Annotated in this window: 14 protein-coding genes and 2 tRNA genes; 7 read left to right on the top strand and 9 right to left on the bottom strand. The window is 47.2% G+C overall.

What is annotated here, in order from left to right; translation table 11 throughout:
* The coding region (locus tag CX664_RS28235; protein WP_146000062.1) for a transposase at positions 1 to 168 on the bottom strand (168 nt) is incomplete at its 3' end.
* Positions 169 to 393: 225 nt separating this feature from the next.
* Between CX664_RS28235 and CX664_RS16105 the strand changes: the two genes are divergently transcribed.
* Together CX664_RS16105 and CX664_RS16100 are read left to right on the top strand one after the other, a co-directional pair.
* Complete coding sequence (locus CX664_RS16105) at positions 394 to 963, top strand: hypothetical protein (RefSeq protein ID WP_101747733.1); 570 nt, start codon at positions 394 to 396, stop codon at positions 961 to 963.
* Between the two features lie 534 nt (positions 964 to 1,497).
* Entirely contained in the window at positions 1,498 to 2,088 is a 591-nt protein-coding gene (locus tag CX664_RS16100; RefSeq protein ID WP_101747732.1) for a recombinase family protein, read from the top strand.
* 42 nt (positions 2,089 to 2,130) lie between these two features.
* Here the strand turns inward: CX664_RS16100 and CX664_RS16095 are convergent, their stop codons facing one another.
* The 8 genes from CX664_RS16095 to CX664_RS16060 all read right to left on the bottom strand — a co-directional run bounded on the left by CX664_RS16095 (position 2,131) and on the right by CX664_RS16060 (position 9,573).
* Positions 2,131 to 2,364: a hypothetical protein gene (locus CX664_RS16095; protein WP_101747731.1), complete on the bottom strand. Its 234-nt coding sequence runs from the start codon at positions 2,362 to 2,364 to the stop codon at positions 2,131 to 2,133.
* A 679-nt stretch (positions 2,365 to 3,043) separates the two neighbouring features.
* Entirely contained in the window at positions 3,044 to 4,342 is a 1,299-nt protein-coding gene (clpX, locus tag CX664_RS16090) for an ATP-dependent Clp protease ATP-binding subunit ClpX (RefSeq protein WP_101747730.1), read from the bottom strand.
* Positions 4,343 to 4,747: 405 nt separating this feature from the next.
* Positions 4,748 to 5,398: an ATP-dependent Clp endopeptidase proteolytic subunit ClpP gene (gene clpP, locus CX664_RS16085; protein WP_101747729.1), complete on the bottom strand. Its 651-nt coding sequence runs from the start codon at positions 5,396 to 5,398 to the stop codon at positions 4,748 to 4,750.
* Between the two features lie 192 nt (positions 5,399 to 5,590).
* A complete protein-coding gene (gene tig, locus CX664_RS16080; RefSeq protein ID WP_101747728.1) occupies positions 5,591 to 6,934 on the bottom strand; it encodes a trigger factor in 1,344 nt (447 codons plus the stop codon).
* Positions 6,935 to 7,327: 393 nt separating this feature from the next.
* Positions 7,328 to 7,412, bottom strand: a tRNA-Leu gene (locus CX664_RS16075).
* Between the two features lie 74 nt (positions 7,413 to 7,486).
* Positions 7,487 to 7,562 (bottom strand) — tRNA-His (locus tag CX664_RS16070).
* 176 nt (positions 7,563 to 7,738) lie between these two features.
* Positions 7,739 to 8,983 carry a tyrosine-type recombinase/integrase gene (locus CX664_RS16065; RefSeq protein WP_101747727.1) on the bottom strand — a complete coding sequence of 415 codons (1,245 nt, stop codon included), beginning with the start codon at positions 8,981 to 8,983 and terminating at the stop codon, positions 7,739 to 7,741.
* A 17-nt stretch (positions 8,984 to 9,000) separates the two neighbouring features.
* The gene (locus CX664_RS16060; protein WP_146000061.1) at positions 9,001 to 9,573 is read right to left on the bottom strand and encodes an XRE family transcriptional regulator; all 573 of its coding nucleotides are present in this window, start codon (positions 9,571 to 9,573) and stop codon (positions 9,001 to 9,003) included.
* A 93-nt stretch (positions 9,574 to 9,666) separates the two neighbouring features.
* On the opposite strand from CX664_RS16060, the gene CX664_RS16055 reads away from it, so the two are divergent.
* From CX664_RS16055 to CX664_RS16040, 5 genes are all read left to right on the top strand, one after another.
* Positions 9,667 to 10,137: a helix-turn-helix transcriptional regulator gene (locus tag CX664_RS16055; protein ID WP_146000060.1), complete on the top strand. Its 471-nt coding sequence runs from the start codon at positions 9,667 to 9,669 to the stop codon at positions 10,135 to 10,137.
* Positions 10,134 to 11,747: a hypothetical protein gene (locus CX664_RS16050; protein WP_101747724.1), complete on the top strand. Its 1,614-nt coding sequence runs from the start codon at positions 10,134 to 10,136 to the stop codon at positions 11,745 to 11,747. Before CX664_RS16055 ends, CX664_RS16050 begins: the two co-directional genes overlap by 4 nt.
* 810 nt (positions 11,748 to 12,557) lie before the next feature.
* Positions 12,558 to 12,731, top strand: a complete 174-nt coding sequence (locus tag CX664_RS26485) for a hypothetical protein (RefSeq protein WP_163370229.1) — start codon at positions 12,558 to 12,560, stop codon at positions 12,729 to 12,731.
* Positions 12,732 to 12,845: 114 nt separating this feature from the next.
* Positions 12,846 to 13,106 (top strand): type II toxin-antitoxin system RelB/DinJ family antitoxin, encoded by a 261-nt coding sequence (locus CX664_RS16045; protein ID WP_101747723.1) that lies wholly within the window; start codon positions 12,846 to 12,848, stop codon positions 13,104 to 13,106.
* A 3-nt stretch (positions 13,107 to 13,109) separates the two neighbouring features.
* Positions 13,110 to 13,379 carry a type II toxin-antitoxin system YafQ family toxin gene (locus tag CX664_RS16040; protein WP_101747722.1) on the top strand — a complete coding sequence of 90 codons (270 nt, stop codon included), beginning with the start codon at positions 13,110 to 13,112 and terminating at the stop codon, positions 13,377 to 13,379.
* The last annotated feature ends 6 nt before the right edge of the window (positions 13,380 to 13,385 follow it).

Here is a 13,385-nt window from a genome sequence, read left to right as displayed (position 1 = left end):
TCCGTCGCCCGGCACAGGCACTCCTTTAGATACTGCTTTCTTTCGCCAAGTGTACAGGGTCACATCAGAGATACCAGTCTCACGTACCAACTGCGAAACTGGCACATTATTGGGTGGCATCATCTTCTGAATGATGGACTCTTTGAACTCTTCTGAATAGCGGGCCATTGATTACTCATGACCGCCCCCTGTTGAGATTTCTAATTTCAGGAGAGGCGACAACTATGCTGACACAGGGGGTATGTGACAAAACTGTGACCCCCGCTAACACCAAAAGACAGACTTATTGAGATACCAGGACTGACCAAGTAGAAGTCATTAACCGGCAAGGCCAAGTCTGTTTTAGATGCAGTCGCAACCGGACAGATTACCCCTGCCGAGGCTGGAAATTTAATGAATGGCATAGCAGCCCTGAGCAAGATGATTGATGCTGAGGAGTTAATCAACAAACTGACAGAACTAGAAGGCAAACCAGTGAACTTGAGAGCAAGCGTTAAGACATTAGAACAGAGGATAGAGAAGCTAAAGGTTAAGAAAGACAAGGTAGATTTTGCAGCAAGATTAAAACAAGACTGGCAAGAAGAAAAGCTACACAAAAATACTTGCGCTATAAGCTTGGAAGATGCGCTAAATGAAGTAATAGAGAGAAAAAGGAGGCGAAAGGCAATAATAGATTCTGGTGACGCTGAAGCAATAAAAAAGCTTGAGGAGGCTGAACACCATGAAATGTTAGAGTTTTTGAGAGAAGCACTGCAAAAGGCAGATTACTTAGAAGCCATGAAGGACAATAAAGACCAGAAGGTAAGTGGCCTGGAGTCTGCCTTAAGAGATGCAGAACAAAGAAGATTTCTATTGGAAACAACCAGACATTTGAACAAGTTACTGAAAGAAGACTGTGAAGATAAAAGACTGGAAGTCGTCATAGCCAGGCTGAGAGAAAATCGGCAAGCCTTTATGCATTGATTAAGAGCCGTCAGAGGAAAGTTTATGATCATGCCTGCCTATTTACAGAGTATTGTATCAGATCCGAAATAGACAGGCGGCTGAGCACCCAAGTGGGACTTCCTACTTTGATAATCTTAGATCAGAACAAATAGATAACTGATCACAAAAAGCTCACTTATAAACCTTGGATAGTAGTGATCTTAACCAAGCCAAAAGGCGCGATATTTTCATCTTGCCAGTTGGCTCCGGTATTGGTACTCGCGCAATGAAAGCTGGAGGTGAGTATAATGGTTCCCCATTCTGATCCAGATTTCTTGGTAACGGTCCCTTTGACTGAACTGTATCCTTATCCATAAATTGACTCAGTTATTCTGTAGACGAACTGAACATACCACCAGTGCTCAACTGAGTATAGCCATTTATACACTTAGGACACATTGCTTAAACCCGCATTCTATCGTGTCAAAGTGGTCTATTATTTTTCATATTGACACAGTGTATAAATATCTCTTGGACTCGCTTTGACACTAAACGACACAGGATAGTTAGTGAATGAGTGGGCAGAAAGTCGGGTATATCCGGGTGAGCAGTACCAGCCAAAATGATGAACGTCAGTTAGATGATGTTGAGTTAGATGAAATATTTCGAGACAAGTGTTCAGGAAAGGATACCAAACGGCCAGGGCTTGATGATTGTCTCAGGCACCTTAGAAAAGGGGACACCTTGCATGTTCACTCACTGGACAGACTGGCAAGGAATCTTGGAGACCTTCAAACCATGGTGGAACAGCTAAACGCCAAGGGAATCAATGTTCAGTTCCATAAGGAGAACCTGTTTTTTACGGGAACTGATAACCCTATGCAGAAGCTTATGCTGCAAATGATGGGAGCCTTTGCCGAGTTTGAGCGCAACCTGATCAGAGAACGACAGCGGGAAGGCATCGAGGCAGCAAAGGCCAGAGGTGTTCTGATCGGTAGCAGGCCGAAATTAGACGATGCTGTGGAGCAAGAAATGGTAGCAAGGGCATCACGGCAGGGAGCGAATAAAAAGGCGCTGGCTGAAGAATATGGAGTCACCAGAGCTACTCTGTACAACGCTATCAAACGATACCAGTCAAAACACACAGTTAACGCTGAAAGCTAACGACTACAACCTGGAGGCCGCACAGATGTGTGCCCAGAGCTATCACCCTCTTTTTTTGAATAACTTCTTGAACCAGCCGATCATCCCTATTTTCTCCTTCCGCTCTTTAATTGGGGGAGTGCTGAATATTGGTTTACAATGATGGCCTTTCTTTAAAGATTCTTCCTGTTCCCGTTGTAGCATAGGCAGAGCACCACAAATCGTCACACTTTCCCTAAGTTCTGCCAATTCTTCTTCAGAGTAATCTTCAAACTGTCCATTTGATCTATCAGTCATGAAACTTTCCTAAAGCCCAAGCCAAGCAAAAAAATGAAGGCTACAAGGCTCATCTCATAAATAATGATGCACGCAAATTACCAGATCCACTTTTTCCTTGCAACTGAGAAATCAGTCAATAAGTAAAGTAATCTTTTAGTTTATATATATGTTTAAAGGTGGCTCAGGGTTTGCCCCACCCTAGTTCCAGCATAATCACCATCTTGACTGACTAATGCTACTTCCGAGAGAAATAAACCTCATAAGAAAACAGTTATCGTCACAGCATGACGGTTACAAAATAATCCGGGGGCTTTCTTGGGGGCTTACACAATCGACCAGCAGTCAAACTCCGTGCTATTCAAGGGCTGAAAAGCTTTATTCAATCGATCTCGCTCCCTGAAAACCCATTCCATCAGTTTTCACGATTACCCAACAAGCAAACTCAAATCAGAAAATCCGGTTTCTACCCTTTCATATCATCAAAGTTCTTCATCAAATAAATCTTCAGGAGCAACCTGAAGGATACAAAGAACATCCCAATCGATCATTCTGCACTCTGAATAAAAGGATTTAATGCACCTGGATTGGTCGCGCTTAATCGACCAAAGAGAGAAGCGGTAGAGTTTGAATAATGCCACTCGTCTAACAACGAGTGGCATTTGTGTCAGGAAGGGTTTTTATCGCAAGCAACAGCTAATCACTTATCGGAAAGTGCAGCCTTCGGTGTTTCAGAATTTTCGTAAATCAATAGCGGCTCAGAGTCACCATTGATAACCGAGGCATCAATCACCACCTTGGAAATGCTCTTATCGGAAGGAATTTCATACATTGAGTCAAGCAGGACCGCCTCCAGTATTGAGCGCAAGCCTCGAGCACCGGTTTTGCGTTCCATGGCTTTTTTGGCAACCGCACGCAGAGCATCCTGTCGGAAATCGACTTCCACCTCTTCCATATCGAAGAGCTTGCTGTACTGCTTGGTCAGTGCATTCTTAGGCTCAACAAGGATGCGCACCAGCGCCTCTTCATCCAGCTCTTCAAGCGTTGCAATGACAGGCAGACGGCCAACAAACTCTGGGATAAGGCCGAATTTCACCAGATCTTCCGGCTCAACTTCTTTAAAGGTTTCACCCAGATCCTTTTTGTCATCCTTGCTGCTGACTTGTGCAGAGAAGCCAATACCAGACTTGTCAGTACGACCACGAATCACTTTATCCAAACCGGCGAAAGCACCGCCACAGATAAAGAGAATATTGGAAGTATCAACCTGCAGAAACTCCTGCTGCGGATGCTTGCGCCCACCCTGAGGCGGTACCGATGCAACCGTCCCCTCAATCAACTTGAGCAGCGCCTGCTGAACACCCTCACCGGAAACGTCACGGGTAATGGACGGGTTATCAGACTTACGGGAAATCTTGTCAATTTCATCAATGTAGACAATACCCATTTGGGCTTTTTCTACATCATAATCGCACTTCTGCAGCAGTTTCTGAATGATATTTTCAACGTCTTCACCAACATAACCCGCTTCCGTCAGGGTCGTGGCGTCAGCAATGGTGAATGGTACGTTGAGCATACGCGCCAGCGTTTCAGCAAGCAGCGTCTTACCACTTCCGGTGGGACCAATCAGCAGGATATTACTTTTACCCAGCTCGACTTCATCTTTCTTTTTGTCGCCCTTGGCATCGCCAAAACGCAGACGCTTATAGTGGTTGTATACCGCTACGGATAAGACTTTCTTGGCCCGGGGCTGGCCAATTACGTACTCGTCGAGAGTTTCCTTGATCTCGCGAGGGATTGGCAGCTTATCTGAAGACTCTTCGCCACTGCTGTCCTGAATTTCTTCACGGATGATGTCGTTGCATAGATCAACACATTCATCACATATAAATACGGAAGGGCCGGCAATCAGCTTGCGCACTTCATGCTGACTCTTTCCGCAGAAAGAGCAGTACAACAACTTGCTGTCTTCACCCTTGCCGCTTGTTTCGTCGGTCATTCGATTACCCTGTTATACGGACAATGCCTGCCCTGCACTCTCCAGTGAAAATAGACAATGAAAATAGACCTGTCAGTCAAACTGATCAAAGCCCATTCATGATTCACAATTACATGCCTGATAAGATGCAGGCATCGAGGCATGTTTTCAAGTGCTTGATCCGCTTGATACCAGAACTCATGCCCTGACCATCCGGGACCATGCATGTTTCTGGAAAGCTATTCTGATAGAGCCCTCCATACCAAGAGAACCCATCCAATGAGTTAGTGTTCAACGACTTTGGATAAAAATCAACCTGCATGCGCTATAAATAATGAAAATAGCACACTTTACAGAGGCTATTTCCATTGATTGCGGAGCATATCGCCGGAGATCACAAAAGAGCCATCAGCTCAATCGCCCAGCTTATTTTTTGTCTTTATTGCCGTCTTCACCACGACGATTCATGACCTGGTCGATCAGGCCATACTCAACTGCCTCATCGCCATTCATAAAGTTATCACGGTCAGTATCACGCTCAATGACTTCAAGAGGCTGGCCGGTATGGTGAGCCAGAACATGGTTCAGCTTACTGCGGATGCTCAGAATCTCACGGGCATGAATTTCGATATCTGACGCCTGACCCTGGAATCCTCCCAGCGGCTGGTGAATCATTACCCTGGAGTGTGGCAGACAATAACGTTTACCAGCAGCACCACCAGCCAGCAGCAAAGCGCCCATGCTCGCAGCCTGACCAATACACATGGTGGAAACATCCGGCTTGATAAACTGCATGGTGTCATAAATAGACATCCCGGCAGTTACCGATCCACCCGGTGAGTTGATGTACAGGTGAATATCCTTGTCCGGATTTTCCGATTCAAGGAACAGCAGCTGAGCAACCACCAGATTTGCCATGTGATCTTCAACCTGGCCCACCAGGAAGATCACTCGCTCTTTAAGGAGGCGGGAATAGATATCGTAAGAGCGCTCACCTCTGGCTGATTGTTCAACAACAATAGGTACCAGTCCTGAGTTGGTGATCGCAACGGCGTGCGGGTCTATCAGATTGGACATATCCTGTCTTAACTCCTTGCCAAGTCGAAGAAAAGCGACTGACCTGTCAGTCATATAAACTGAAAGATTAGCCGCTTGCATACCAGATTAAAACGACCAGAGCCGGTAAAACCTTAGCTGCTTGTCAGGGGAACTGGCCAATCAGCCAGCAACCCCCCTCGCTCTTCATAAAATGCTCTTCTACAAGCGGTATCAGGCAGACTCTTCCTGCTCTGCCTCTTCAGTTTCAGCTGCACGCTCAGCAGGCTTGATAGCGTCCTGATAGCTGCATGCCAGTTCTGAAACCTGGGCCGCTTCCAGAATAGTATCTACTACCTGCTCTTCCAGAACAACATACTTGATCTGAGACAGCTGCTCATCGTTGCTGTAGTACCAGTCGATAACCTGCTGAGGCTCCTGGTAAGCAGAAGCCATCTCTTCAATCATGGCACGCACACGCTCATCATCAACCTTGACTTCACGCTGCTTAACCACTTCACCAATCAACAGACCCAGGGCAACACGCTTTTTGGCATCAGCTTCAAACAGCTCTGCTGGCAGCTGCTTTGGATCAAAACCACCTTTCATGCCGCCGAACTGCTGTACCGCCTGTTCGCGCATACGGTCGATTTCCTGAGAAGTCAGGGCAGAAGGCACTTCCACTTCATGAATCTTCAGCAGGCCATCCATTACCTGATTCTTGACTTTGTTTTTAACTGCCTGACGAAGTTCACGCTCCATATTTCTGGACACTTCCGTACGGAAACCTTCCAGACCACCTTCGCTTACGCCAAAGCGAGCAAAAAACTCGTCATTCAGTTCAGGCAGTGCGGGTGCAGCCACCTTGTGGACCTTGCAGGCAAACTCAACAGACTGACCTGCTAGATCTTTCGCCTGATAATCTTCAGGGAAAGTCAGGGACAGCACTTTCTCTTCACCGGCAGACACTCCCACCAGGCCATCTTCAAAGCCCGGAATCATGCGGCCAGAGCCCAGCTCCAGAGTTGAGTTCTCTGCGCTGCCACCTTCGAAAGCTTCTCCGTCTTTGGTGCCAACATAGTCAAAGGTAATGCGGTCACCCAGTTCAGAAGCACGCTCAACGTCAGCAAACGTTGTGCTCTGCTTGCGCAGGGTTTCGATCATTTCGTCTACATCAGACTCATGAACCTCGGCAATCGGACGCTCAACAACAATGCCGCTGAAATCATTCAGAGCAATTTCAGGGTAGACTTCAAAGGTAGCAACAAAGGTGAATCCTTCGTCGTTATCAGACTGAGCTTCAACAGATGGCGCACCGGCAGGGTTCAGATCCTGCTCCTGGATAGCCTCAATGAAGGAAGACTGCATCATCTCGCCGAGCACTTCCTGTCTGGCACCGGCACCGTAACGACGCTTGACCACTTTCATTGGAACCTTGCCGGGGCGAAAGCCATCCAGACGAACACGTCGGGACAGGTCCTGCAGACGCTTATTCACTTCACTATCAATATCAGCAACCGGGATAGTGATAGTCAGCTTGCGCTCAATACCGGAAGTCATTTCAAGGGAGACTTGCATTTTTGTTCCTCAACACCAAAACCTGTGTAAACAATGGGCCAAAAGGCGGATAGACTAGCAAATGCTTCCGGAAAATGCACAAACACGTTCTGTCACACTGGATCCGGGCAAGGTAAAGGAACACTTTTTATTAAAACATTCCCGTTCCCTACAGGATTTGCACCACTCTCACTTCTCAACGGTATAAACCAATGAACAAAGCAGACTTTACCTGAAAAGCGTATTTAAAAGACCCAAAACACAGCAGCCCTGGCTCAGCTTTTCCTATCTGCACTATTCATATACGTTTCCCCGAAGCTAAGGACTAGTGGGTCCATACACCCCCCATCAGGGCAGTTTCTTTGGATGAAACATACAAAAACGGGGATAAGCATACTTATCCCCGTTAATGACTGGTGCGGAAGGAGAGACTCGAACTCTCACACCTTGCGGCACTGGAACCTAAATCCAGCGTGTCTACCAATTTCACCACTTCCGCTCACAGTGCTTCCACGAAGCACGCAAAACACTGTATTTTTCAGGCCGCCCGAAACACCCGGACAACCGTTAAACTGGGGTGGGCGAAGGGGCTCGAACCCTCGACCGCCGGAATCACAATCCGGAGCTCTGCCAACTGAGCTACGCCCACCAGTAACCGACCGAAAGACTATTCAAATTGAACCAAAGAATCAAGCATAAGGCAGGATAAATGGCCATCTGAAAAATGGCGCACCCGGCAGGATTCGAACCTGCGACCATCCGCTTAGAAGCATTTCAGGGAGCTAACCGTCTAGGCCGCACACTATAAGGGTTTATAAAATTCTGTCAAGCCTCTGAACGCCGATGACACACAAATTGGGACACTTCCGAGTCTGATTGAGGGCGATTTTTCCGGAGTTCCGAGATGCTGTCAACAGCATTTTTTTGCTGAATTTTTCGCCGGTTCAGATAGAGCATGGTGGTCTCAATATTGTCATGATCGGCTAATTCCTGGACAGCGTATGGATTGCAACCCGATAACAAAAGCTCAGTTATCATTGTCGCTCTCATTCCCCAGTGAAAAGGTTTGACCGAAGGCAAATTCAATTCCCGGAAAATTTTTGTGGCCAGCTTTGATATTTCACCCTGATCATAAAACCATGGTTCTCCATTTCCTTTATCCAGAAAATATCTTTCTTTCGGTTTTCGCTCCGCTAAATCTTTTATTAGAAATTCATGCAACTCTTTATTGATGGGTTTATCCGGAGTTTTATAAAATTTGTTTTTCCACTTCAGTTCCTTGTTATCACGGATATAACCTGAACCAAGATCAATATTTTCCAACTTCAAAGACCAGATGGCTCCTAACCGGGCAACAATTTGAGTCGCCATCATGTAGGCCCGCAACATGTTTTTCATATTTCGAATCCCTCTGGCATCGGATTCTCTTTCAGCAACCTGTAATTTATTAATCAGATAATTTTCCAGCCGGTCCAGATCATCCAATGTCAACGTACGCATATCTTTTTTTGGCAGCTTGGGCATTTTTATCCGATGAAGTGAATCAAGAATCTGCTTATCACGACAGAACAGCAAAAAGTTTTTAAGATGCCGGGTATGGATATGTTTTGTAGTATCAGCCAACAACCGCCCCCGGTATTTTGCCTGAGTATTTAGATACCGTTGAAATGCATTGTATTTCGTTTCATCGTAATCCTGCATATCATGATTGCCACAAGCCGTAATATATAAATCAAGGCTGCGACCATACATAATGGCGGTTTTCTCGGCACAGGTGGAGCGGACCGAATCCAGCCAAAATGTCCTGGCCTGCTTTACCGTCCATAATTTCCGCTGCTTTTTCTTTTTGCGCTCAACCTCTTTCTGATGATTTTCGTCAGTAATTTCCCTGGCTTTCCTGGAATAAAGCTCAGTTAACCGGATACTCCGTTCCAGCTCGTCAAGATGCTCCAACTCAGCAATAGAACACAGGCTCCGACGAATCCCCCGCCGCCCGTTCTGCCAGCCTCCCTCCGGGGCGAACAATCCAACATAGTTCCCCCGGTACTTTTCATAAAGTTTTCTGGCCATGCATCAATCCCAGTCTTTTATTGTTTAATACCAGCCCAAACTACCCGGCCAATAATATTAAGATCCGCCAACGGAATTTTATTGGAGCCATAATTATCACTGATGACATCCACCAACCCACCGGGCAACCAGGCCAGCCGACGCACTGAGGGACCGCCACCAAAATCCACCAGGTAAACACCATCCCCTGTTTGACACTTTAAACGGACCAGCAATACATCCCCGGGCTGATATACTTTCAAGGCATCATTTTGAATCGTAAAGGTTCGACACTCATTGGCCTGAATCCCCAGAGCGGCAAAAATTGAACGGTCAAAATAGGCCAGGTTCTGGCCATGTATATCCGCCACAGAATCCGCCACACGCTCCTCAGCAGCAGCTCCGGTAAGAAGATAATCCACCGAAACATTACCCGCCTGTGCAATACGAATCAGCTGCAAACTGCCGGGATTATCAATCACCGCATTCATCAACCGGGAAAGATAACTCTGACTGATGCCTGTGGCCTCAGTGAGATGACGGGTTCCACCCAGACGATCACGAACCTCCACGATCCGATCAGCAAGACCTCTCTGCATACTTTTATCCATACCTGCATTGACCTTTAAAATATTAACCAACACATGCAGTTATGCATAACATTTTGTCTCACCATTGGCATACCTGCTTAATAATGGGCATACATGCATAAATCTATAGGATTCTTAACATTATCGGTATATTTTCCTAGACTAAGGTGCATAAAAATAAGTCGTAATGCAACAGGCGAAATTCTTAATGAACCGTTCCAGGCCATCGGACAACTGGCCGATAACCCTTCAACCTTTGACATCAATCAGGATAAATTGCTCAGTACTGAAGACGTATACCAGCAATTCCGAATCACCCGGCATACACTCAATACCTGGATCAAAAAAGGCAATTTTCCGGCCCCCATCTCTATTGGCAATGTAAAACGCTGGCCCACCTCCCTGATCAATGCCCGGATCTATGAAGACAACCCCCAACTCAGGGAACGGGAAAACCTGATGGCCCAGGCACGTAAAGTCTCTAATTCAGAAACCCCGAAAACACGGGAAGAACTTGACTATGAACGTCTGATGGCTGAAGCCCGACGCATTGCAAAAACCGAAAAATCCGGGGCTGCAGCATGAATCTGGAAAAAGATATTCTGGACTGTCTGCTCAATGACACCCAGCTGGATTTCAAGTGCCTGCAAAACCCCAAATACCTGCAGCAAGGTATCTGCCCAGTGTGTAAGCACAAAGAGCGGACCCTGTGGGCCTATCGGGATGCTCCCTGGGCTTTGATCTGTTCCCGGATGAAAAACTGTAAGACCATCATACCCGTGAGGGACCGCTATCCGGAGCTGTTTGAAAACTTTACCGAACGTTACCCGGCCACCACGGAAGACCCCATTCCATTCATCGGCTACGACAAAGCCACCGGAGCCTATGCATTCCCGGATTTTGGCTATCACCGGAGAACCATGGTCAACAAAAACCGGGAAGGTTATCTCTCATTTGACCGCCTGAGCATCAAAAGCAGTCTGAAACTATTGGAGGACAACATTTATCATCGGGGCAAAGACCACTTTAACGCAGACTGGTATCAGGATTTTTACTTTGTTTTTGAAAACCAGGGGCTGGCCGCCCTCTCATTCTGGGCCGGTTCCCTGTTTGCCGAACAGATCCGCCAGAAACAGGAAGGATACACCCTGCTGGAAATCTCCGGTGATCGGGAAACCGGCAAAACCACCATGACCAAACTGCTCTGGCGACTGCTGGGCGTCAGCAGATATGAAGGGGTAGACCCCAATAAAATGAACGAACGGGCCCTGGCCCGAAAGTTTGCCCAGGGTGGCAATATTCCCATGGTATTAATCGAAGGGGACCGCAACGAAACCAGAGGCCGCTCGATGTTTGGCTATGACTGGCTGAAAACCACCTGGGAAGGCGGGGTCATCCGGGGAACCGGTCTGAAAAACCACGGACTGGAAACCAATGAAGACCCATTCAAAGGCTCCGTGATCGTGGTTCAGAACATGACGGTGGACGGATCGGACGCCCTGCTCTCACGCTTTGTCCACTTGCACATGACCGCCCAGGGCTATAACCCGGAGGTGGAAAAAGCCATCCACCGATTACGGGAGCGGGACATTGAAGAGATGGCCAGCTTCCGCAACCGGCTGTTATGTGATGAACCGGCCATATTAAAAGCCTATTTTCACCACTATGGAAAAGCCCATGCCCGACTGATTGAAAGGGCCAACAGGGAGCAGACCAAATTCACCCCCAGGGTGATCCAGAACCATGCCCAGATCCTGGCCTGGGCCCATACCCTGCAACCCATATTTAACGGAGAGATAACCGAGCTGCAACTGAAACACTTTGACAGCTTTATCTGGACCCGCTGCCAGGATCGCCAGCGACGCCTCCAGAGTGAACACGAAATGATCCAGCAATTCTGGGATTACTATGACGTACTCAACTGGAAAACCTGCAACGAAACCGGCACCCCACACAATGTGGAGGTACTCAACCACCTGCCCGGCTCCGGCAAAATTGCTATTAACCTCACAGAGTTTGATGAAGCCTGCGGCGATCGCAAACTGCAACGGCTGGACACTGCCGAGCTGAAACGGCTATTCCCCAACAGCGTCAGCCGCCGTTACCGGGAGAACAAACCCACACGCAGCAAACAGGCCAATATGAACGGCAGAACAAGAAGATGCTGGATCTTTGATGAGGTGGTCAATGGATAACAAGGGAAGGGATAAAAAAATAGGGCTGGACCGAACCCAACCCCATTTCTTGATGACTCTTTTTCCAAGCCACCATTAGTCAATGCCCCGCCATCATAACCAAAATCGATACTGAAACCAACTTTTAACGGGCTGAAAATTCAGCCCGTTAATTGTCATTCCCTGTTTTCTCAGCATTATTTTCGATACTGTAGCCCACCTCCTCAATTTTGAGGAGGTGTAACGCCACTTTGCTCAATTTTGAGCCCAGATCCCGCCGTTACGCTTGCTGTAACGCCCCGTCACGCCTTTGTTCCGCCAACGTTACAAACCCAGCAACCGATACACCCCTTATGCTCTCTGGGCTGCAGCCAGGACAATCCACCCTGTTCCGGTTGTTACGCCATTTTTACCCCCACCGGTCATATCAGTTATAACAAGAGCTTTCCCTTAGTACATATAACAATCAAACCATAACTCTCTCATATCGCCGGTGGGGTGAAAAAGTGCGTAACAAGTGTAACATAGATGATAAATCACTCTCTATCCTACTAATACCAAGCTCTCCCGCCGTTCCGCCAGCTGTAACAAAAACGGAACAGAACCGTAACGCCGTTACGGTGGCAGCGTAACCGCAAAACGAACGTCAGGGGATTCTTTTGGCCATGACAAACGGGACTGTTACGCCAACCATTCGGCTATGTTCCGCCTTGTTACGGTTATGGCGTAACCGGCAAAAGCCTTCTATACCAAGGGATACAGGCCGGTTTTAGTACGCCGTTACGGTCGTTACGCAGTTTTTCACCCCACCGGCCATATGAGGAGCAAGCCATGACCCGCTTACCCAAAACCCCGTTACAGGATCAGGCAGATGACAACAGAGAACAGTTAATCCGGTATCTGTTACGCCAGAGCGAGGCCCGGCAGGTGATGTTCCTGCGCTCCCTCAGTTCCGATCGTTTGCGGTATGAATTGGAAGGTGAAATTAGAAAGAGAAAAAAATGAATGGGCTCAAAATTGAGCCCACATAGCAAAAAGCTTTTATATGCGTATATGCGTTTTTTGTGTACTAATTAGGCTACAATATACAATTGTCACTAACCACTGCAAGGAAAGAAAATGAGCAAAACTGAAGTCGTAAGGGCAAGAATAGAACCTGAAGTAAAGCGCCACGCCGAAGCCATATTCCAGGAGCTGGGTCTCAACACAACTGAAGCGATTACGCTGTTTTACAAACAAGTGACCCTTTGCAGAGGGCTGCCCTTCCCTGTCTGCTTACCAAATGAAGAAACCGCCAGAACGCTGGACAATGTGGACGCAGGAATTGGGCTGGTTGAATGCGATAGTGCAGAAGATATGTTTAACAAGTTGGGACTTTGACCCATGCTCACGCCGGTCTATACCAACAAACTATCCAAAGACATAAAGCGTGCCAAAAGACAGGGCAAAGACATGGACAAATTTAAAGATGTTGTCCGTATGCTTATTGAGCAACAGCCCTTGGCTGCAAAACATAAAGACCATGCTCTATCAGGCAACTATAAAAACCACAGAGAGTGCCATATAGAGCCTGACTGGTTGCTGATTTATAAAGTAGAAAGCGAACGGATTATCTTTTCAAGATTGGGATCGCATTCAGATTTGTTCAGATAGCAACGC

Source organism: Endozoicomonas acroporae, assembly GCF_002864045.1.
In the GTDB taxonomy this organism is placed as follows: Bacteria; Pseudomonadota; Gammaproteobacteria; order Pseudomonadales; family Endozoicomonadaceae; genus Endozoicomonas; species Endozoicomonas acroporae.
Note: the sequence above shows the minus strand (reverse complement) of the source record. Positions and strands in the feature narration are given on the sequence as shown.